Origin of the sequence: Rhizobium sp. CF080, assembly GCF_000282095.2 — a bacterium.
GTDB lineage: Bacteria > Pseudomonadota > Alphaproteobacteria > Rhizobiales > Rhizobiaceae > Neorhizobium.
The window spans coordinates 566,091-585,019 of the sequence record NZ_AKKC02000008.1; the positions used below are offsets into that span (position 1 = coordinate 566,091).

An 18,929-nucleotide genomic window follows, 5' to 3' on the forward strand; every position below is an offset into this window, starting at 1 on the left:
CCTGAACCATGCAATCTGGAACAGCCGCTTTGAGGAGAACGGCTCACCAATTTTGAACAGACCTTTCAAATTTTCTGGGCACATTCTCTGGGAGGAGAAATCATGCACAAGACAATTCTGACATCACTGGCCGTCCTTCTCGCAAGCAGCGCGGCATTCGCGCAGAGTGCATCCGATAACAAGGTGAAAATCGGTATCCTGAACGACCAGTCGGGCGTCTACGCCGATTTCGGCGGCAAGTCGTCGGTCGAGGCGGCCAAGATGGCGGTCGAGGATTTCGGCGGCAAGGTTCTGGGGCAGCCGATCGAGATCGTCGATGCCGACCACCAGAACAAGCCGGATATCGCCTCCAACATCGCCCGCCAGTGGTACGATACCCAGCAGGTCGATGCGATCATGGAACTGACGACCTCGTCGGTGGCGCTTGCAGTGCAGGCGATCGGCAAGGAAAAGAAGAAGATCGATATCGTCACGGGTGCGGCGACCACCGATTTGACCGGCAAGGCCTGCAGCCCCTACGGTTTCCACTGGGCCTATGACACCCATGCGCTCGCGGTCGGTACCGGCGGCGCGCTCGTCAAGCAGGGCGGCGACAGCTGGTTCTTCCTCACCGCTGACTATGCCTTCGGTTATTCGCTCGAGCAGCAGACCGGCGACTTCGTGAAATCCTCCGGCGGCAAGATCGTCGGCGCGGTCCGCCATCCGCTCGCCACCACGGACTTCTCGTCCTTCCTGCTGCAGGCCCAGTCCTCCGGCGCAAAGGTCATCGGTCTTGCCAATGCCGGCCTCGATACGGCAAACGCCATCAAGCAGGCGGCGGAATTCGGCATCACCGCCGGTGGTCAGCGCCTCGCGGCACTGCTCTTCACGCTTGCCGAAGTGCACGGCCTTGGTCTGCAGGCGGCGCAGGGTCTGACCCTGACCGAGGGGTACTACTGGAACCTCGACGACAAGAGCCGGGAGTTTGCGAAAAAGTTCTTCGCCCGCACCAAGAAGATGCCGAACATGGTCCATAGTGGCACCTATTCGGCGGTCACGCAGTATCTGAAGGCGATCCAGAAGGCCGGCACCGACGATACGGATGCCGTTTCCAAGGCACTGCACGAAATGCCGGTCGACGATTTCTTCGCCCGTGGCGGCACGGTCGCCAAGAACGGCCGGATGATCCACGACATGTACCTGCTGCAGGTCAAGAAGCCGGGCGAAAGCAAGGAGCCCTGGGATTATTTCACCGTACTCGCCACCATTCCAGGCAAGGACGCCTACATGGATCCCGCCAAGAGCGGCTGCGATCTGGTGAAGTAATGGCGGTCGCCGCGACAGCAAGACAGGAAGAGCCGCGGGTGGTATTGTCCGCCCGCGGCCTTTCGAAGAGCTTCGGCGCCTTCATGGCGGTGAGACAAGTCGATCTCGACGTCCGGCATGCGCGCGTCCATGCACTGATCGGCCCGAACGGGGCCGGCAAGACGACCGTCTTCAACCTGCTGACAAAATTCCTGCAGCCGACTGCGGGCTCGATCACGCTTCTGGGCACGGACATCACCAAGACGCAGCCGGACAGGATCGCGCGGATGGGGCTCGTCCGTTCGTTCCAGATTTCGGCGGTCTTCCCGCATCTGACAGTGCTCGACAATGTGCGTGTCGCGCTGCAACGGCCGAACGGGCTTTCGACGCAGTTCTGGCTGCCGGTCTCCTCGCTCGACCGGCTGAATGCCCGCGCCGACGAGCTGATCGAGTCGGTCGGCCTGAAGCGCGAACGCAATGCGCTCGCCGCCGACCTTTCCTATGGCCGCAAGCGCGTGCTGGAGATCGCCACGACGCTGGCGCTCGATCCGAAGGTGCTGCTGCTCGACGAGCCGATGGCCGGCATGGGGCAGGAGGATATCGGCACCGTTTCCAACATCATCCGCGAGGTGGCCAAGACCCGCGCGGTGCTGATGGTGGAGCACAATCTCTCCGTCGTCGCCGACATCTGCCACCACGTGACGGTTCTGCAGCGCGGCGAGATCCTCGCCGAAGGCGACTACGCCACCGTCAGCCAGGACCCGCGCGTCCGCACCGCCTATATGGGCACGGAGGAGGCTTGATGGCACCGCTCTTGCAGGTTTCCAACCTCAATGCCTGGTATGGCGAAAGCCACGTCCTGCACGGCGTCGACATGACGGTCGGGGAAGGCGAGACGATCACCATCCTCGGCCGCAACGGCGTCGGCAAGACGACGACGCTGAGGACCATCGTCGGCATCATCCGCGAGCGCAAGGGCGAGATCCGCTTTGCGGGCAAGGACATGGCCAACGTGCCGCTGCACAAGACAGCGCATAACGGCATCGGTTTCGTGCCGGAAGAGCGCGGCATCTTTTCGACGCTGACGGTCGAGGAAAACCTGATGCTGCCGCCGGTGGTGGCCGAAGGCGGCATGTCGCTCGACGAGATCTACGAACTCTTCCCGAACCTTCAGGAACGGCGTTCCAGCCCCGGCACCAAACTCTCCGGCGGCGAGCAGCAGATGCTGGCGATCGCCCGCATCCTGCGCACCGGCGTCAAGCTGCTGATCCTCGACGAACCGACCGAGGGGCTTGCGCCGGTCATCGTGCAGCGCATCGGCGAAGTGCTGAAGACGCTGAAGGAGCGCGGCATGACGGTGCTTCTGGTGGAGCAGAATTTTCGGTTCGCCAGCCGGGTCGCGGACCGCTTCTACTTGATGGATCACGGGCGGATGGTGGCGGATTTCCCGGTCGGCGAGCTACCTGATCGCATGGACATGCTGCACAAAGTCTTGGGGGTGTAGGTCCGATGAAGATTGGAAATTACGCTTCTGTCCGTAAATCAGGTCTGTTGGATGTAGGTGGAGCGGGTGCGGCATACCAATCTCCCCCCTTGAGGGGGAGATGCCCGGCAGGGCAGAGGGGGGTGCTGCGGCATACTCTTCGACAATTGAGTGTGCGGCGCCACCCCCCTCTGTCACCTCCGGTGACATCTCCCCCTCAAGGGGGGAGATCGGGCGTTTGCCGCACCCTCATTCCGCACTTGACCGACCCGTCCAGGAGCCTCGCCCCATGACGATGATCTTCGGCATACCGCTTCAGGCTTTTCTCGGGCAGCTTTTGATCGGCCTTATCAACGGGTCCTTCTACGCGCTGCTCAGCCTCGGCCTTGCGGTCATCTTCGGCCTGCTGCGCGTCATCAACTTCGCCCATGGCGCGCAATACATGCTCGGCGCGTTTGCGGCGATGCTGATGCTGCAATATTTCGGCATCAATTACTGGTTCGCGCTGCTCCTCGGGCCGATCGTCGTCGGCCTGTTCGGAGCCTTCATCGAACGCACCATGCTGTCGCGGCTCTACAATCTCGATCCGCTCTACGGCCTGCTCTTCACCTTCGGCCTGGCGCTGACCATCGAAGGCACGTTCCGTTATCTTTATGGCTCTTCCGGCCAGCCCTATGCGGTGCCGACGCAGCTTGCCGGCGGCACCAATCTCGGCTTCATGTTCCTGCCGATCTATCGCGGCTGGGTGGTGATCGTCTCGCTGGTCGCCTGCATCGGCACCTGGCTGTTGATCGAAAAGACCAAGCTCGGCGCCTATCTGCGGGCGGCGACGGAAAACCCGGTTCTGGTCCAGGCGTTCGGCGTCAACGTGCCGGTGCTGCTGACGCTGACCTACGGGCTTGGGGCCGCACTTGCCGCCTTTGCCGGCGTGCTTGCCGCGCCGATCTACCAGGTCTCGCCGCTGATGGGGTCGAACATCATTATCGTCGTCTTCGCGGTGGTCGTCGTCGGCGGCATGGGCTCGATCATGGGGGCGATCCTCACCGGTTACATGCTCGGCATTGCAGAAGGCCTCACCAAGGTGTTCTATCCGGAAGCATCCAATATCGTGATCTTCGTGATCATGGCGATCGTGCTTCTGCTTCGGCCTGCCGGCCTCTTCGGACGGGATGCGTGAGATGAGCGAAATGACCCAGACAGCTGCCAAGCCGCGTATCGAACGGTCGGCCACCGCCGCCAGGACCTATGCGATCTTCCTGATCATCGGGCTTGCGGCCCTGATCATAGCGCCGATGTTCTTCTACCCGATCTTCCTGATGAAGCTCCTCTGCTTCGCGCTGTTTGCCTGCGCCTTCAACCTGCTGCTCGGTTATACCGGGCTGCTCTCCTTCGGCCATGCGACCTTCTTCGGCGGGGCTGCCTATTTCACCGCGCATGTGGTGAAGGAATGGGGATTTACGCCGGAACTCGGCATCCTGACCGGCGTCGTCGGTGCGGCGTTTCTTGGCCTTGTCATGGGCTTCTTCGCGATCCGCCGGCAGGGCATCTATTTCGCGATGATCACGCTCGCTCTGTCGCAGATGTTCTTCTTCTTCTGCCTGCAGGCGAAGTTCACGCAAGGCGAGGACGGCATCCAGTCGGTGCCGCGCGGCCATCTGTTCGGCTTCATCGATCTCTTGAGCTCGACCAACATGTACTATTTCGTGCTGGCGGTGTTCCTGATCGGCATGGTGATCATCTGGCGGTTCATCAATTCGCCCTTCGGCATGATCCTCAGGTCGATCCGCGAGAACGAGCCGCGCGCCATCTCGCTCGGCTATTCCGTCGCCCGCTACAAGCTCGGCGCCTTCGTCATGTCGGCGGCCCTGGCTGGTCTTGCCGGCGGACTGAAGGCGCTGGTCTTCCAGTTCGCGACGCTCACGGATGTCGCCTGGCAGATGTCGGGCGAGGTGATCCTGATGACGCTGCTCGGCGGTATCGGCACGCTGATCGGGCCGATCTTCGGGGCCGGCCTGGTGGTCACGCTGCAGAACTACCTGGCGACCTCGGATTTCCCGGTCACCATCATCACCGGCGTCGTCTTCATGGTCTGCGTCCTCGTCTTCCGGCGCGGCATCATCGGAGAATTCTACGCATCCCGCCTCGGCCGAAAGCTCGGCTTCGAGCATAGACGCTAGGATTGAGGGAGGGCGGGGGAGGCGGCTTGCGGACATGGTTCGCGGGGCGCTTTTCCATGGAGCATGAGCATGGAAAATTACGACTATATTGTCATCGGCGCGGGTAGCGCCGGCTGTGTCTTGGCCAATCGGCTCTCGAAGGATCCCGGCAACCGGGTGCTGATCCTCGAAGCGGGCGGCAACGACAATTATCATTGGGTGCATATTCCCGTCGGTTACCTTTACTGCATCAACAATCCGCGCACCGACTGGTGTTTCACGACCGAGAAGGAAGAAGGCCTGAACGGCCGCTCGCTCTCCTATCCGCGCGGAAAGATTCTCGGCGGCTGCTCGTCGATCAACGGCATGATCTACATGCGCGGCCAGGCCTACGATTATGACATGTGGCGGCAGATGGGCTGCACCGGCTGGGGCTGGGACGACGTGCTGCCGATCTTCAAGAAAAGCCAGGATTTCTACAAGGGTGCCGACGACATGCACGGCACCGGCGGCGAATGGCGCATCGAAAAGCAGCGCCTCCGATGGGCGGTGCTCGACAGCTTCCAGAAGGCAGCCGAAGAGGCGGGGATCCCGATCGTCGACGATTTCAATCGCGGCAGCAACGAGGGTTCCAGCTATTTCGACGTCAACCAGCGCTCCGGCATCCGCTGGAACACGTCGAAGGCCTTCCTGCGCCCGGCGATGAAACGGCCGAACCTGACCGTACTTACCAAAGCGCATGCGCGCCGCCTGATCATCGAGAACGGCGAGGTGAAGGGGGTCGAGTTCCAGCACGACGGCGTGGCGAAGAAGGCTTTTGCGAAACGCGAAACCGTGCTCAGCGCCGGTGCGATCGGCACGCCGCATATCCTCGAACTCTCCGGCATCGGCCGTGGCGACGTGCTTGCCAATGCCGGCGTCGACGTGGTCAAGGAGGTCAAGGGTGTGGGCGAAAACCTGCAGGACCACCTGCAGCTCCGCCTCGTCTACAAGGTGACCGGGGTTCCGACGCTCAACGAAAAGGCCTCCAGCCTGATCGGCAAGGCCTCGATCGGGCTCGAATATGCGCTCAAGCGGTCCGGTCCGATGTCGATGGCGCCGAGCCAGCTCGGCATCTTCACCAAGTCCGGGCCGGACAAGGAGACGCCGGACCTCGAATATCACGTCCAGCCCGTGTCGCTCGACAAGTTCGGCGAGCCGGTCCATTCCTTCCCGGCGATGACCGCCAGCGTCTGCAACCTGCGTCCCGAAAGCCGCGGTTCGGTGCATCTGAAGAGCCCGGATTTCGCCGCAGCGCCGGGCATTCACCCGAATTACCTGTCGACCGCCGCCGACCGAGATGTCGCCGTCAAGTCGATCCGGATCACCCGCGAGATCGTCAAGAGGCCGGCCTTCGCCCGCTACCACCCGGAAGAATACAGGCCTGGCCCGTCCTACGAAACCGACGCGGATCTCGAAAAGGCGGCGGGCGATATCGGCACGACGATCTTCCATCCGGTCGGCACCGCCCGCATGGGATCCGACCCGGACAGCGTCGTCGATCCGCGCCTGAAAATGCGCGCAGTCGGAAGGCTGCGTATCGCTGATGCCTCGATCATGCCTAATATAACCTCCGGCAACACCAATTCGCCGACGATCATGATCGCCGAAAAAGCGGCCGAGATGATCCTGGCGGATAATCGCTGAACTGGCGCCGAAGCGGAGACACGCATGCCCGATACCCCTATGCAGAATAACGAGGTCCTCATCGACCGCATCGGCTCGGCGGCCGTCATCTGGCTCAACCGGCCGAAGGCGCTGAACAGCCTCAGCCTTTCCATGGTGCGTGCGATGAAGGCGGCGCTGGAGCGGTTTGCCGACGACCCGGAGATTTCCTGTGTCATACTGGTTGGCGAGGGGGAACGCGGCCTCTGCGCCGGCGGCGATATCCGCGTCATCTACGAGAGCGGCAGGTCGGCGGATCCCGAGGTCACGCGGTTCTGGCGGGAGGAATTCCCGCTGAACTACGCGATCTCGCATTACGCCAAGCCTTATGTGGCGTTGATGGACGGCATCGTCATGGGCGGCGGCGTCGGTGTCGCCTCGCATGGCGCGCATCGGATCGTCACGGAGCGCACCCGGCTCGCCATGCCCGAGACCGGCATCGGCTACGTGCCGGATGTCGGCGCCACCTGGCTGCTGCCCCGCGCGCCGGGCGAAACCGGCACCTGGATGGGGCTGACGGGCGAGGTGATCGGCGCGGCGGACGCCATCTATGCTGGTCTCGCCGATGTCAACGTGCCCTCGGAACGGCTCACAGCACTTGTCGAGGCGCTGGGCGAGCTGAAGGGCGGCGCATCCGACGAGCAGGTGAGGGCGGTGATCGACCGTTTTGCCGTCACGCCCGGCGAAAGCCGGCTGGAAATCCATCGCGAACTGATCGACCGGACTTTTTGCTTCGATTCGATCGAGGAGATTGTGAAAGCTCTCGACAGGGAGGATGATGCCTTCTCCATCGCGGCGCGCGGGACCATCGCCAAGCGCTCGCCGACCAGCCTCAAGCTGGCGCTGCGGCTGCTTCGTCGCGGCCGCGAAAGTTCGAGCCTGGTCGAGTGCCTGGAGCGGGAATTCACCGCGGGCGCAGAAATCCTGCGCAACCACGATTTCTACGAGGGCGTGCGCGCCGCGATCATCGACAAGGACCGCAATCCGAAATGGTCTCCGGCAAGGCTGGAGGATGTCGGCCAGGCCGATCTCGACCGCTATTTTGCCGCGCGCCATCCGGTGCTGTTTCCGGATCACAGACTTTAAGACAAGAAGGACGGGAGGAAGACATGACCAAGATCGCTTTCGTGGGGCTGGGCAATATGGGCGGGCCGATGGCCGCCAATCTGGTAAAGGCCGGCCATGAAGTGCGTGGCTTCGACCTCTCGGAAGCGTCGGTGAAGGCGGCGATCGAGACGGGCGTCAAGGGGACTGTGGCTCTTGCCGAAGCCGTTTCGGATTCGGATTGCGTCATCACCATGCTCCCGAAGGGTCAGCACGTGATCGCGGTCTGGACCGACCTCGCCACGCTCATCCCCGAGGGTACTCTGATCATCGACTGCTCCACCGTCGATGTGGAAAGCGCCCGCAAGGCGCATGAACTGGCGGATGTCATGAACTGCATCTCGCTCGACGCGCCGGTCTCCGGCGGCACCGGCGGCGCTGCGGCCGGCACGCTCACTTTCATGGTCGGCGGTTCGCAAGAGGCGTTTGCACTTGGGTTGCCGATCCTCGAGGCGATGGGCAAGAAGATCGTCCATTGCGGCGGCGCGGGCGCCGGCCAGGCGGCAAAGATCTGCAACAACATGATATTGGGCATTTCGATGATCGGCGTCTGCGAGGCATTTGGCCTGGCGGAAAAGCTCGGCCTTTCGCATCAGGCGCTGTTCGACGTCGCCTCCACCTCGTCCGGCCAGTGCTGGTCGCTCACCACCTATTGTCCGGTGCCGGGCCCGGTGCCGACTTCGCCCGCAAACTACGACTACAAGCCGGGTTTTGCCGCGGCGCTAATGCTGAAGGACTTGACGCTGTCGCAGGAGGCGGCAAGACAGTCCGGTGCGGCGACGCCGCTCGGCGCACACGCGGCCGAACTTTATGCCGAGTTCGAAAAGGCCGGGCACGGCGCGGACGATTTTTCCGCCATTATCCACATGCTGCGAGAGAAGGCAGGCAGGAACGGTTGAGTGGGTCGCCAGTGTCTTGGAAGCCGCGTGGGTAAACCCTTTGGGGTATGTTTCCTCCGGGCAAAGAGAGTAAAATCCGTGTCTTCCTGGCAGATCAATGTCAGGACTTGGGATGGAGGTCAGCATGGGACGCAAATTTATCGATTGCCGCGAGTTTCCGAGCGAGATGAAATGCACCGTAGCCATCTCGGCCGACAGCATGGACGAACTCGTCAACGCGGCGGTTCAGCACGCCATTACCGTACACGGTCATCAGGATACGCCGGAGTTCCGTTCGGAAATCACCAAGGCCATCCACGAGATGGAACCGTCGCGTAGTGTCGCCTGAGGTATCCGTGATCGAGCTGGCGTAGCTTCGATGGCGCTTCCTCCTTTGGTGGAGGGAGCGCTTCTAGTGCTTGAGCGAAAAGCTCCGCCAACATGGCGAAAAATGGACAAAATTTCTAAGGCGCTCACAAAGCAGGGTGCGAGGTTCCTCGCGGTTTGATGGAGGTACCGGTAGTTTCACCGTCACCATCGAACACCGGAGACTTGCATGAACCGCCTCCTGATCCTCGGCGCCGCCCTTATTGCTCCCCTGGCCGCGCTTTTCGTCACCCCCGCGCTGGCGCAATCCCCGACGAAACTGCTCAACGCGTCCTACGACGTGTCACGCGAACTGTTCGTCGCCGAGAACGAGGCCTTCATCAAGAGCCATCCGGGCGTCACCATCGACCAGTCGCATGCCGGTACCTCCAAGCAGGCCCGCTCGATCCTCGAAGGCCTCGAAGCCGACGTCGTGACCTTCAATCAGTCGACGGACATCGATTTCCTCGCCAAGAACGGCTTCGTCGCCAAGGACTGGACCAAGGCGTATCCCAACAACGCCTCGCCTTTCTATTCCTTCCCGTCCTTCCTGGTGCGCGCCGGCAATCCGAAGAACATCAAGGACTGGGGCGATCTCGCCCGCGCCGACGTGCATGCCGTCTTCCCGAACCCGAAGACTTCGGGCAATGCGCGCTACACCTATCTCGCGGCTTACGCCTGGGCCAAGGAAGCCTATAAGGGCGACGCGGAGAAGATCGAAGCCTATATCACCAAGATCTTCGACAACGTTCCCGTCTTCGATACCGGCGGCCGCGCCTCCACCACAACCTTCGTCGAGCGCGAAACCGGCGACGTGCTGATCACCTTCGAGGCTGAAACCCGCGGCATCGCCAAGCAGTATGGGGCTTCCAAGGTCGAGAGCGTCATCCCGTCGGTCAGCCTGCTCGCCGAATTCCCGGTCGCGGTGGTCGACAAGGTTGCCAAGAAGCACGGCACCGAAGCACTTTCCAAGGCTTATCTCGACTTCCTCTATACGGAGGAAGGCCAGCGCATCGCCGCTCAGTTCGGCCATCGCGTCAACAACGAGAAGGTCGCGGCTGAGTTCAAGGATCAGTTCCCGGCGATCCGTCTCGTCAATGTCGACGACGTCTTCGGCGGCTGGGACAAGATCCAGAAGGATCACTTCGCTTCGGGCGGTACTCTCGACAAGCTCTACGGCAGCCGTTAAGCGCTCACTGGAGTTTCAATTCATCTTTGCCCGGCGAACGAGGGTTCGCCGGGCTTTGCCGTGCAAAGAGGAAACGATCGCTTGAGACGCAATGTCCTGCCCGGATTACGCCTGTCGCTGGGCGTGACGCTGCTTTACGCCGGGCTGATTGTCGTCCTGCCGCTCGCGGCACTCGTCTTCAAGGCGGCGAGCCTCGGACCGGAGGATTACTGGCGGATCGTCTCCTCCACCCGAGCGCTGGCGAGCTATCGCGTCACCGTTCTGTGCGCGCTGGGTGCCACGATCTTCAACCTGTTCTTCGGCCTCGCGCTCGCCTGGGTGCTGACGCGCTACCGTTTCCCCGGCTGGCGCATCGTCGATGCGATGGTCGATCTGCCCTTCGCGCTGCCGACGGCGGTCGCCGGCATTTCGCTGACCGCGCTGTTTACCACCAACGGCTGGTTCGGCTCCATCCTCGCCGATCTCGGCATCAAGGTCGCCTATACGCCGCTCGGCATCATGATCGCCATGTGCTTCACATCGCTGCCCTTCATCGTGCGCACCGTGCAGCCGGTGCTGGAGGATCTCGATCCGGCTTTGGAAGAGGCGGCGCAATCGCTCGGCGGTTCGGACTGGACAATCTTCCGCAAGGTCATCCTGCCGCTCCTGACCCCGGCGCTTCTGGCCGGCGTGTCGCTCTCCTTTGCCCGCTCGCTCGGTGAATTCGGCGCGATCATCTTCATTGCCGGGAACCAGCCGATGTCGACGGAGATCACCGCACTTCTCGTCTTCATCCGGCTGGAGGAATACGACTACCAGGCGGCCGCGGCGGTGGCCTCGGTGCTGCTGGTCACCGCCTTCGTCATGCTGGCGCTCACCAACTGGATGCAGTCGCGGGCGCTTCGTTATACGGTGAGGAACTGACCATGAGTGCCACACCCAAACGCCGCAAACCGCCGCGCGTCGGCGACGGGCCGCTCTTCCGCCGCCTGCTGATCGGCATCGTGCTGGTGATCGGCGCCATCCTTATCCTCGCGCCGCTGCTGATCATCGGCGTCGAGGCCTTTTCCAAGGGATGGGCCGTCTATCGCGATACGATCATTCACCCCGATACGCTGCATGCGATCGGGCTCACGGTGTTTGCGGCGCTCGTCGCCGTGCCGGTCAATACCGCCTTCGGGGTGGCGGCCGCGTGGTCGATCACCAAGTTCGATTTCCGGGGCAGACGTCTTCTGCTGGTCGTGATCGAGATTCCGTTCTCGGTTTCGCCGATCGTCGCCGGTGTCGCCTATCTGTTCGTCTATGGCCTGCAGGGCATATTCGGTCCCACACTGGACGAGTACGGTATCAAGATCCTGTTCGCGATCCCCGGCATCATCCTCGCCTCGATGTTCGTGACCGCACCCTTCGTCGCCCGCGAGCTGATCCCGCTGATGCAGGCGCAGGGCCGCGATCTCGAAGAGGCGGCAACCTCGCTCGGCGCATCCGGCTGGCGCACCTTCTTCTCGGTGACGCTGCCGAACATCAAATGGGCGCTGCTCTACGGCGTTGTGCTCTGCAATGCCCGCGTCATGGGCGAGTTCGGTGCGGTCTCAATCGTTTCGGGCAATATCCGCGGCCAGACCAATACGCTGCCGCTGCATATCGAGCTGCTCTATCACGACTACCAGGCGGCCGGCGCCTTTGCCGCCTCCTCCATCCTGGCGCTCATCGCCGTCTTCACCATCATCGCCAAGGTGGCGCTGGAGCGCCAGGGGGCCGGCCGCGTTCGCAGTTCCGCCACTCGGCCCGCTCTCGTTGCCAATCCCGCGGAGAAAACTTCATGAAAATCCGCCTCGAAAACGTCGTCAAAACCTTCGAGACCTTTCGCGCCGTGCGTGACGTCTCATTGGAGATCGAAAGCGGCGAGCTCGTCGCGCTGCTCGGCCCGTCGGGTTCCGGCAAGACGACCATCCTGCGCATGGTTGCCGGTCTCGAATATGCCGACGGCGGCCATATCTATTTCGGCGATCAGGACGCGACGGACATCCCGGTGCGCGACCGCGGCGTCGGGTTCGTTTTCCAGCACTACGCGCTCTTCCCGCATATGACGGTTGCCGAAAACATCGCCTTTGGCATGAAGGTTTCCAGAGTGAAGCGCGAGAAGGCCGCGATCGAGGTGCGGGTTACCGACCTGCTGCGGCTTGTGCGCCTCGAAGGCCTCGGTGACCGGTTTCCGGCGCAGATTTCCGGCGGCCAGCGGCAGCGTGTCGCCTTGGCCCGTGCCCTGTCGGTCGATCCGAAGGTTCTGCTGCTCGACGAGCCCTTTGGCGCGCTCGATGCCAATGTGAGGCACGACCTGCGCCGCTGGCTGCGCGAGATCCACCGCGAGCTCGGCATCACCACCATCTTCGTCACCCACGACCAAGAGGAGGCGCTCGATCTCGCGGATCGCGTCGTCATCCTCAAAGACGGCCACATCATCCAGCAGGGCACCGCGGAGGACGTCTGCCGCAACCCGCAATCCGCCTTCGTGATGAAATTCCTGGGCGATGCCAATGTGCTCGCCGCCGAAGTGCGCGACGGCAGGGCCTATGCGAGCGGCGCGGCGATCGACGTCTTCGGCATGGCGGACGGCAAGGCCGAACTTTACGCGCGTCCGGCCGATCTCGACTGGTCTGCACAGGGGCCGGGCATCCCGGCCAGCATCACCCGCGTCCTCGACCGCCCGGACGGCCGGCGGGTGCTGGCGACTGCCGAAACCGGAGAACAGCTGGAATTTGACGTCGAGCCGGAACGTGGACTGAAGGCCGGCGACGGCGGTTTCGTGACGTTGCGCAGGGCGAAGGTGTTCGCGCTCTAGGTCGTCAGCTCAAACGCGCAATCCGCCAACACCTCGCCATTGACGATCAGTTCCACCGAATGCCGTCCGGCGTAGTGGACTCGGGTGGTGAAATCGCGGATGGCGCGGCTGATGGCGAGGTCGCAAGTCTCACCGCGACCAAGCGTGACCTCCTTCCACTTGAAGACCTTCTTGGACGTGCCGCCGGCCTTCTTCACGTAGTGGACCGCGTAGTCGATGACGAGTTTTTGCGATGCCGACGCGGTCGATATGAGCCTGACGGCTATCTTCACCGCGCCCCCGAGTTTCAACGACGACGGCGTCACGGAAAAACTGTCGACCGTCACCTCCGCCTTGTGGCCCGCGCCGAAGAAATGGAGTGCCCGGGCGTCGCCCTTCTTGATCAGCGTGCGCAGCGCCTGTTTCATGATCCAGGACGTGCGCGGATCGTCCTTCGGCCAGTCGGCGATCTTGTCGAACACCCAGGCCGGATGATCCTTGGTGATGTCGTTCAGGTGATTGGCGACGGATTTGCGCACATAAAGGCTCGCATCGCTTCTCAGGTTTTCGAGGATCGGCGCAACGGGCGAGGGATCGGAGATCAGGTCTTTCAGCTGGAAGGACCAGGGCAGGCGCGGCCGGCAACCTTCGCTCGACAGCCGGCGCACATGCTCGTTGTCGTCCCGCGACCAGCGCTCCATCACTTTCAGCGTCCGGGCGAGGTCCTTTAAGAGGAAATGCCGGACGGCGAATTCGGACGAGCCGAAGCGGGTGAAGAAGGCCAACGCATCCATGGAGAGGTCGAAGTGGTCTTGGCCATAGAGCGCCACATACTCCGAGAGCACCATGGAAGCGAAACCGTGGTTGATGCGCGGCGCTAAGGCTCGGAGGATTTCGAGATTGGTCGCAAAACCGCCGGGCAGAACGTCGTGATAGACGACCGCAATCTGCCGCAGCCGCTGCATGATGCTGAGATCGTCGAGGCCAATGGAGGCGAGCGTCAGGAAACGTGCGCCGTCGAAATCCGGATGCACGGCAACCGTCTCGCGGGCGAAATGCTCGAGGCGGTCGCGGTTGAAGATTTCCTTGAGGAGCGGTGCTGCTTCGGTCTCAATCTCGGCCATGGGCTTATCCGAATGTTCACTGTTTGTTTTGGTATTCGACTCGCATGAAACCGGCAAGGGGCAAAAGAAAACGCCGGCCGATGCGTCAGCACCGACCGGCGTTGAGAACTCGGTTCGAAAGCCGTCAGATCAGCTCATCTGGCTGACGAAACGGGTTTCGAGATAGGCTTCGGTGGCTTCCGAGCCACCTTCCGTGCCGTAGCCAGAATCCTTGATGCCGCCGAACGGCACTTCCGGCAGGGCGAGACCGTTGTGGTTGATGGTCAGCATACCGGCTTCCACCTGGCGGCTCAGCGCATGGGCGGTCCGTACCGAGCCGGTGAAGGCGTAGGAGGCGAGGCCGAAGGGCAGGCGGTTGGCCTCGGCGATCGCATCGTCGTAATGCGAGAAGCGGTTGATGATCGCCACCGGACCGAAGGGCTCTTCGTTCATGATATTGGCCGAAGTCGGGACCTCGGAAAGAACAGTCGGCTCGAAGAAATGGCCCTTGTTGCCGATGCGGTGGCCGCCGGTCTTCAGTTCGCCGCCATGGGTGACGGCGTCCTGGATAAGCGCTTCCATGGCCGGGATGCGGCGCTCGTTGGCGAGCGGTCCCATGCCGACGCCCTCTTCCAGGCCGTTGCCGACCTTGATCGCCTGGGCCGCCTTGACGAAGCCGGCGGTGAACCTGTCCGCGATGCCGTCCTGCACGAGGAAGCGGGTCGGCGCGACGCAGACCTGGCCGGCATTGCGGAATTTCGACATGGCGGTGACCTCGATCGCCTTTTCGAGATCGGCATCGTCGAAGATCATCACCGGCGCATGGCCGCCGAGTTCCATCGTGGCCCGCTTCATGTGCTTGCCGGCCAGCGCCGCCAGATGCTTGCCGATCGGGGTGGAGCCGGTGAACGAGATCTTGCGGATAACCGGATGCGGGATCAGGTATTCGGAAATCTCGGCCGGGATGCCGTAGACAAGGTTGACGACGCCTACAGGCACACCGGCATCGATGAAGGCGCGGATCAGTTCGGCCGGCGATGCCGGAGTTTCCTCAGGCGCCTTGACGATGATCGAGCAACCGGTCGCAAGGGCTGCGGAGAGCTTGCGGACCACCTGGTTGAGCGGGAAATTCCAGGGCGTGAAGGCGGCGACCGGGCCGACCGGCACTTTGATCGCGAGTTGCGAAACGCCGGTGAAGCGGGCTGGGATGACCTGGCCATAGGTGCGGCGGGCTTCCTCGGCGAACCAGTCGATCGTATCGGCGGCGCCCATGACTTCCATCTTCGACTGGGCGAGCGGCTTGCCCTGTTCGCGGGTCATGTAATAGGCGATCTGGTCGACGCGCTGGCGCAGCAGGTCGGCAGCCTTGCGCATCAGCTTCGAGCGGTCGAAGGGCGAGGTATCGCGCCAGATCCTGAAACCCTTTTCGGCGGCTTCCAGCGCCAGGTCCAGGTCCACCTTGCGGGCATGGGCTATTTTCCCGATCACTTCTTCCGTCGCGGGGTCGGAAACATCGATGGTTTCGCCGCCGATGGCATCGCGCCATTCGCCGTTGATGAAAAGCTTGACGTCGGGATAGCTATGCATGGGTGTCCACTTTCGGTTGATCGCTGGAAATGGCCGGGGAGGCGGCGCGGGGAGGAGATGAGGGTGTGTTGATCTGACCTAAAATAATTGACAGGAACAATCAATATTCAGATGCGCAGGATGAAAATCTTTGGCGCGCTGTGATTAAAGATAGGGTGGTGTTACGGCGCTTACTACCTCGCAGCGCTCATTTCCGACATTGCGATACCGATGCGGCAGACGGCTGTCGAACAGGAAGGCGTCGCCCTTTTTCAGGATGCGCGTCTGGCTGCCCACGGTCACTTCCAGCTCGCCGGCAACCACCACTCCGCCTTCTTCGGCCTCGTGGCTCAGCATGGTTTCGCCGGTATCGGCGCCCGGTTCGTAGAACTCGTGGAAGATCTGCACGCTGTGGGATTTCGCATCCCCCACCTGCAGCAGCGTCAGTGCGCCGGTGGAGAGCGGCGTCAACTCGTCGGCGCGATAGAAGATCTGGTCTACGGGTGGCAGGGTTAGGGCGAAGAAATCTGTGAGCGGGTAGGAGATCGCCTCGAGGATCTTCTTCAGCGAGGCAACCGAAGGGCTCACCTTGTTCTTCTCGATCAGCGAGACCAGCGAATGGGTGACGCCCGCCTTGACCGCCAGCGCGCGCTGGGAAAGGCCGTGCTGTTTGCGCACCAGGCGAAGCCGTTCACCGACATCGAAACCGCCCTCGGCGCTTTCAGCCGCATTCTCCGTGGCATGCATTCTTCCAATCGACCTTTATTCCATCCCTGCTCAGCCCCGCGAGGGGAGCCCGTTTCACTGATACACCGAAGGCGGAAATTTCGCCAATGACGAAAAACGGCGTGGGGTGTGAGGGAATTTGAGATTTTTTCGCGCTGGATGTCGGATCGCCGAAAGTAGGTACGTCTTTAAGGAGCGGTCGTGACTGACGGCCTCGTAGTCAGGATTGAAAGGGAGAACTGAAATGGCAAAGAACACGATCTGCTTATGGTTCAACAAGGATGCAGAGGAGGCTGCCCGCTTCTATGCCGAGACTTTTCCGGATAGTGCAGTCGGCACTGCAACCCGCGCGCCCGGTGATTACCCGGACGGCAAACAGGGAGACGTGCTGGTGGTGGAATTCACCGTTGCGGGTGTATCGTGCATCGGCCTGAACGGCGGGCCGATCTTCAAGCACAACGAAGCCTTTTCCTTCCAGATCTCGACCGAAGACCAGGAGGAAACCGATCGTTACTGGAACGCCATCGTCGGCAATGGCGGCCAGGAAAGCGAGTGCGGCTGGTGCAAGGATAAATGGGGCATCTCCTGGCAGATCACGCCTCGCGTCCTCATGGAAGCGATGTCTGCCGGTGGCGCCGAGGCGAAACGCGCTTTCGATGCGATGATGACCATGAAGAAGATCGACGTTGCCGCTATCGAAGCCGCCCGCCGCGGTTAAGGAGAAAATCGATGGACAAGAAAGCGAGTGACGGGCGCACGGCGGTCGAACGGAGGTCCGAGCGCGAACTCGTCGTGACGCGCAGCTTCAACGCTCCGGTTCGCCTCGTGTTCGATGCGTGGACCAAGCCGGAATTGTTCAAGCAGTGGTGGGCACCGAAATCCAGCGGCGTTCCGCTTCTTGCCTGCGAGATGGATGCGCGCACCGGAGGCGGCTATAGTGTCACATTCGGACAGGACGCCTCCAGCTCGATGACCTTCTTCGGCAAATATCTCGAAGTGTCGCCGCCTTCGCGCCTCGTCTGGACGAATGACGAAAGCGAAAACGGCTCCGTCACTACGGTCACCTTCGAGGAGCAGGACGGCAGGACGCTGCTGGTCCTGCACGAGCTCTATCCTTCCAAGGAGGCGTGCGACGAATCCTGTGCCGGCATGGAAGGTGCGATGCCCGAACAGTTCGGGCAGCTGGATGAACTTCTCGTCACCCTGGGCGCGAGCGCCTAACCCACGATCGCTGTTTGGCTGAAACGCGGTCATAAGAAGGCCCGGCGCGCTGGTAGGCGGCCGGGCCGGTTTGCCGAAAAGGCAACGCTTTCTCAGAAGAATGCCTGAATACCCGTCTGCGCGCGGCCGAGGATCAGTGCGTGGACGTCATGCGTGCCCTCGTAGGTGTTGACCGTTTCCAGGTTCTGCGAGTGGCGCATGACATGGTATTCGATCTGGATGCCGTTGCCGCCGTGCATGTCGCGGGCCTGGCGGGCGATATCCAGCGCCTTGCCGCAATTGTTGCGCTTGACGATCGAGATCATTTCCGGGGCCATCTTGTGCTGGTCCATCAGTTGACCGACGCGCAGCGAACCCTGGAGGCCGAGCGCGATCTCGGTCTGCATGTCGGCGAGCTTCTTCTGGTAGAGCTGCATGCCGGCGAGCGGCTTGCCGAACTGCTTGCGATCAAGGCCGTACTGGCGGGCGCGGAACCAGCAGTCTTCCGCCGCACCCATGACGCCCCAGGAAATGCCGTAGCGGGCGCGGTTGAGGCAGCCGAAGGGGCCCTTGAGGCCCGAAACGTTCGGCAGGATCGCATTCTCGCCGACTTCGACGCTGTCCAAAACGATCTCGCCGGTGATCGAGGCGCGCAACGACAGTTTTCCGCCGATCTTCGGGGCCGACAGGCCCTTCATGCCCTTTTCGAGCACGAAGCCGCGGATCTCGTTGTTATGGGCTTCCGACTTCGCCCAGACGACGAAGACGTCGGCGATCGGCGCGTTGGAAATCCACATTTTCGAACCGCGCAGGCGATAACCGCCCTCGATTTTTTCGGCACGGGTCTTCATGCCGCCCGGATCGGAACCGGCATCCGGTTCGGTCAGGCCGAAACAGCCGATCAGCTCGCCGGAGACGAGGCCCGGCAGATATTTCTTCTTCTGCTCGTCGGAGCCGTAGGCGAAGATCGGGTAGATGACCAGCGACGACTGCACGCTCATCATCGAGCGATAGCCCGAGTCGATGCGTTCGATCTCGCGGGCAACGAGGCCGTAAGCGACGTAGGAAGCGTTGGCCGCGCCATATTCTTCCGGCAGCGTCACGCCGAGCAGGCCGGTCTGGCCCATCAGCTTGAACAGGCCCTTGTCAGTCGTCTCGTCAAGATAGGCTTCATTGACGCGCGGCATCAATTCGGACTTGGCGAAGGCGGCCGCCGCGTCGCGGATCATCCGCTCCTCTTCAGTCAGCTGGTCTTCGAGAAGAAAGGGATCATTCCAGGAAAAAGCCACGGGTCTCGCCTCCGGTTTGAAATCGGGCAATTTGAAGTTTGAAGAATTATCGCTAGCGGCAGGCGAAGAGCAAGCACCGTT

At 62.1% G+C, this 18,929-nt stretch carries 19 protein-coding genes; 15 read left to right on the forward strand and 4 right to left on the reverse strand.

Features of this window, described 5'->3' with window-relative positions; translation table 11 throughout:
• Positions 1-102: 102 nt before the first annotated feature.
• The 13 genes from PMI07_RS19740 (at position 103) to PMI07_RS19800 (ending at position 12,985) form a co-directional block, all read left to right on the forward strand.
• Complete coding sequence (locus PMI07_RS19740; protein WP_007766520.1) at positions 103-1,305, forward strand: ABC transporter substrate-binding protein; 1,203 nt, start codon at positions 103-105, stop codon at positions 1,303-1,305.
• Complete coding sequence (locus PMI07_RS19745) at positions 1,305-2,087, forward strand: ABC transporter ATP-binding protein (RefSeq protein WP_007766518.1); 783 nt, start codon at positions 1,305-1,307, stop codon at positions 2,085-2,087. Before PMI07_RS19740 ends, PMI07_RS19745 begins: the two co-directional genes overlap by 1 nt.
• The gene (locus tag PMI07_RS19750; RefSeq protein ID WP_007766515.1) at positions 2,087-2,788 is read left to right on the forward strand and encodes an ABC transporter ATP-binding protein; all 702 of its coding nucleotides are present in this window, start codon (positions 2,087-2,089) and stop codon (positions 2,786-2,788) included. The genes PMI07_RS19745 and PMI07_RS19750 overlap by 1 nt, the downstream gene beginning before the upstream one ends.
• A 268-nt stretch (positions 2,789-3,056) precedes the next feature.
• Entirely contained in the window at positions 3,057-3,944 is an 888-nt protein-coding gene (locus PMI07_RS19755; protein ID WP_024163958.1) for a branched-chain amino acid ABC transporter permease, read from the forward strand.
• A gap of 1 nt (position 3,945) precedes the next feature.
• The gene (locus PMI07_RS19760) at positions 3,946-4,944 is read left to right on the forward strand and encodes a branched-chain amino acid ABC transporter permease (RefSeq protein WP_007750797.1); all 999 of its coding nucleotides are present in this window, start codon (positions 3,946-3,948) and stop codon (positions 4,942-4,944) included.
• Between the two features lie 69 nt (positions 4,945-5,013).
• A complete protein-coding gene (locus PMI07_RS19765) occupies positions 5,014-6,609 on the forward strand; it encodes a GMC family oxidoreductase (RefSeq protein WP_007750795.1) in 1,596 nt (531 codons plus the stop codon).
• 24 nt (positions 6,610-6,633) lie between these two features.
• Positions 6,634-7,713: an enoyl-CoA hydratase/isomerase family protein gene (locus PMI07_RS19770; RefSeq protein WP_007750793.1), complete on the forward strand. Its 1,080-nt coding sequence runs from the start codon at positions 6,634-6,636 to the stop codon at positions 7,711-7,713.
• 23 nt (positions 7,714-7,736) lie between these two features.
• Entirely contained in the window at positions 7,737-8,630 is an 894-nt protein-coding gene (mmsB, locus tag PMI07_RS19775) for a 3-hydroxyisobutyrate dehydrogenase (protein ID WP_007750790.1), read from the forward strand.
• Between the two features lie 124 nt (positions 8,631-8,754).
• A complete protein-coding gene (locus tag PMI07_RS19780) occupies positions 8,755-8,958 on the forward strand; it encodes a DUF1059 domain-containing protein (RefSeq protein ID WP_007750788.1) in 204 nt (67 codons plus the stop codon).
• 207 nt (positions 8,959-9,165) lie between these two features.
• Positions 9,166-10,164 (forward strand): thiosulfate ABC transporter substrate-binding protein CysP, encoded by a 999-nt coding sequence (gene cysP / locus PMI07_RS19785; protein ID WP_007750786.1) that lies wholly within the window; start codon positions 9,166-9,168, stop codon positions 10,162-10,164.
• Positions 10,165-10,245: 81 nt separating this feature from the next.
• Positions 10,246-11,067 (forward strand): sulfate ABC transporter permease subunit CysT, encoded by an 822-nt coding sequence (cysT, locus tag PMI07_RS19790; protein WP_007750779.1) that lies wholly within the window; start codon positions 10,246-10,248, stop codon positions 11,065-11,067.
• A 2-nt stretch (positions 11,068-11,069) separates the two neighbouring features.
• Positions 11,070-11,969: a sulfate ABC transporter permease subunit CysW gene (gene cysW, locus PMI07_RS19795; RefSeq protein WP_007750778.1), complete on the forward strand. Its 900-nt coding sequence runs from the start codon at positions 11,070-11,072 to the stop codon at positions 11,967-11,969.
• Entirely contained in the window at positions 11,966-12,985 is a 1,020-nt protein-coding gene (locus tag PMI07_RS19800) for a sulfate/molybdate ABC transporter ATP-binding protein (protein WP_007750771.1), read from the forward strand. Before cysW ends, PMI07_RS19800 begins: the two co-directional genes overlap by 4 nt.
• Here PMI07_RS19800 and PMI07_RS19805 read toward each other — a convergent pair.
• The 3 genes from PMI07_RS19805 to PMI07_RS19815 all read right to left on the reverse strand — a co-directional run bounded on the left by PMI07_RS19805 (position 12,982) and on the right by PMI07_RS19815 (position 16,380).
• Positions 12,982-14,079, reverse strand: coding sequence for a DNA alkylation repair protein (locus tag PMI07_RS19805; protein WP_155956589.1), 1,098 nt, complete (start codon positions 14,077-14,079; stop codon positions 12,982-12,984). The two genes, PMI07_RS19800 and PMI07_RS19805, sit on opposite strands and share 4 nt — an antisense overlap.
• Positions 14,080-14,217: 138 nt before the next feature.
• Positions 14,218-15,654 (reverse strand): NAD-dependent succinate-semialdehyde dehydrogenase, encoded by a 1,437-nt coding sequence (locus PMI07_RS19810; RefSeq protein WP_007750767.1) that lies wholly within the window; start codon positions 15,652-15,654, stop codon positions 14,218-14,220.
• Positions 15,655-15,798: 144 nt separating this feature from the next.
• Positions 15,799-16,380 (reverse strand): cupin domain-containing protein, encoded by a 582-nt coding sequence (locus tag PMI07_RS19815; protein ID WP_007750764.1) that lies wholly within the window; start codon positions 16,378-16,380, stop codon positions 15,799-15,801.
• 223 nt (positions 16,381-16,603) lie between these two features.
• Between PMI07_RS19815 and PMI07_RS19820 the strand changes: the two genes are divergently transcribed.
• Complete coding sequence (locus tag PMI07_RS19820; protein WP_007750761.1) at positions 16,604-17,077, forward strand: VOC family protein; 474 nt, start codon at positions 16,604-16,606, stop codon at positions 17,075-17,077.
• Positions 17,078-17,088: 11 nt separating this feature from the next.
• Complete coding sequence (locus tag PMI07_RS19825) at positions 17,089-17,580, forward strand: SRPBCC family protein (protein ID WP_007750758.1); 492 nt, start codon at positions 17,089-17,091, stop codon at positions 17,578-17,580.
• Between the two features lie 92 nt (positions 17,581-17,672).
• On the opposite strand, the gene PMI07_RS19830 is transcribed toward PMI07_RS19825, so the two are convergent.
• The gene (locus tag PMI07_RS19830) at positions 17,673-18,848 is read right to left on the reverse strand and encodes an acyl-CoA dehydrogenase (RefSeq protein ID WP_007750756.1); all 1,176 of its coding nucleotides are present in this window, start codon (positions 18,846-18,848) and stop codon (positions 17,673-17,675) included.
• Between the last annotated feature and the right edge of the window lie 81 nt (positions 18,849-18,929).

Coding starts and splice junctions, on each gene's coding strand:
- PMI07_RS19740 (WP_007766520.1), top strand. CDS start 103: ATGCACAAGACAATTCTGACATCACTGGCCGTCCTTCTCGCAAGCAGC.
- PMI07_RS19745 (WP_007766518.1), top strand. CDS start 1,305: ATGGCGGTCGCCGCGACAGCAAGACAGGAAGAGCCGCGGGTGGTATTG.
- PMI07_RS19750 (WP_007766515.1), top strand. CDS start 2,087: ATGGCACCGCTCTTGCAGGTTTCCAACCTCAATGCCTGGTATGGCGAA.
- PMI07_RS19755 (WP_024163958.1), top strand. CDS start 3,057: ATGACGATGATCTTCGGCATACCGCTTCAGGCTTTTCTCGGGCAGCTT.
- PMI07_RS19760 (WP_007750797.1), top strand. CDS start 3,946: ATGAGCGAAATGACCCAGACAGCTGCCAAGCCGCGTATCGAACGGTCG.
- PMI07_RS19765 (WP_007750795.1), top strand. CDS start 5,014: ATGGAAAATTACGACTATATTGTCATCGGCGCGGGTAGCGCCGGCTGT.
- PMI07_RS19770 (WP_007750793.1), top strand. CDS start 6,634: ATGCCCGATACCCCTATGCAGAATAACGAGGTCCTCATCGACCGCATC.
- mmsB (WP_007750790.1), top strand. CDS start 7,737: ATGACCAAGATCGCTTTCGTGGGGCTGGGCAATATGGGCGGGCCGATG.
- PMI07_RS19780 (WP_007750788.1), top strand. CDS start 8,755: ATGGGACGCAAATTTATCGATTGCCGCGAGTTTCCGAGCGAGATGAAA.
- cysP (WP_007750786.1), top strand. CDS start 9,166: ATGAACCGCCTCCTGATCCTCGGCGCCGCCCTTATTGCTCCCCTGGCC.
- cysW (WP_007750778.1), top strand. CDS start 11,070: ATGAGTGCCACACCCAAACGCCGCAAACCGCCGCGCGTCGGCGACGGG.
- PMI07_RS19800 (WP_007750771.1), top strand. CDS start 11,966: ATGAAAATCCGCCTCGAAAACGTCGTCAAAACCTTCGAGACCTTTCGC.
- PMI07_RS19810 (WP_007750767.1), bottom strand. CDS start 15,654: ATGCATAGCTATCCCGACGTCAAGCTTTTCATCAACGGCGAATGGCGC.
- PMI07_RS19815 (WP_007750764.1), bottom strand. CDS start 16,380: ATGCATGCCACGGAGAATGCGGCTGAAAGCGCCGAGGGCGGTTTCGAT.
- PMI07_RS19820 (WP_007750761.1), top strand. CDS start 16,604: ATGGCAAAGAACACGATCTGCTTATGGTTCAACAAGGATGCAGAGGAG.
- PMI07_RS19825 (WP_007750758.1), top strand. CDS start 17,089: ATGGACAAGAAAGCGAGTGACGGGCGCACGGCGGTCGAACGGAGGTCC.